Consider the following 268-nt stretch of genomic DNA (forward strand, 5'->3'; position numbering starts at 1 on the left):
TAGTGGAAAAAGCTGTTAATGTTGAAACTGTATTGGAGGCTGAAAGGAAGACCTTACCACATTCTGGTGGACACACCAAGTTTAGCCAAGGAGAAAGGCCAAATTTCAACAAGGGTCCAAGATCTTACAAAGGAAAAGGGCGAGGATTTGGAGGCCAAGCCAACAATCGTGGTAACACTGTGGTGTGTTACATATGTGATCAACCGGGACATATTTCTAAGTTTTGTCCCAACAGACAACGGAGTAACCAGCAGGGTTATTCATCTTT

At 43.3% G+C, this 268-nt stretch carries 1 protein-coding gene; it reads left to right on the forward strand.

The window, feature by feature from the left end; all coding sequences use genetic code 11:
- Positions 1-18: 18 nt before the first annotated feature.
- A partial coding sequence (locus tag MN204_RS21870) for a hypothetical protein (protein WP_249872945.1) occupies positions 19-268 on the forward strand: 250 nt, incomplete at its 3' end.

The sequence above is a fragment of the Oceanobacillus saliphilus genome (assembly GCF_023522835.1).
Taxonomy (GTDB): domain Bacteria; phylum Bacillota; class Bacilli; order Bacillales; family Amphibacillaceae; genus Oceanobacillus; species Oceanobacillus saliphilus.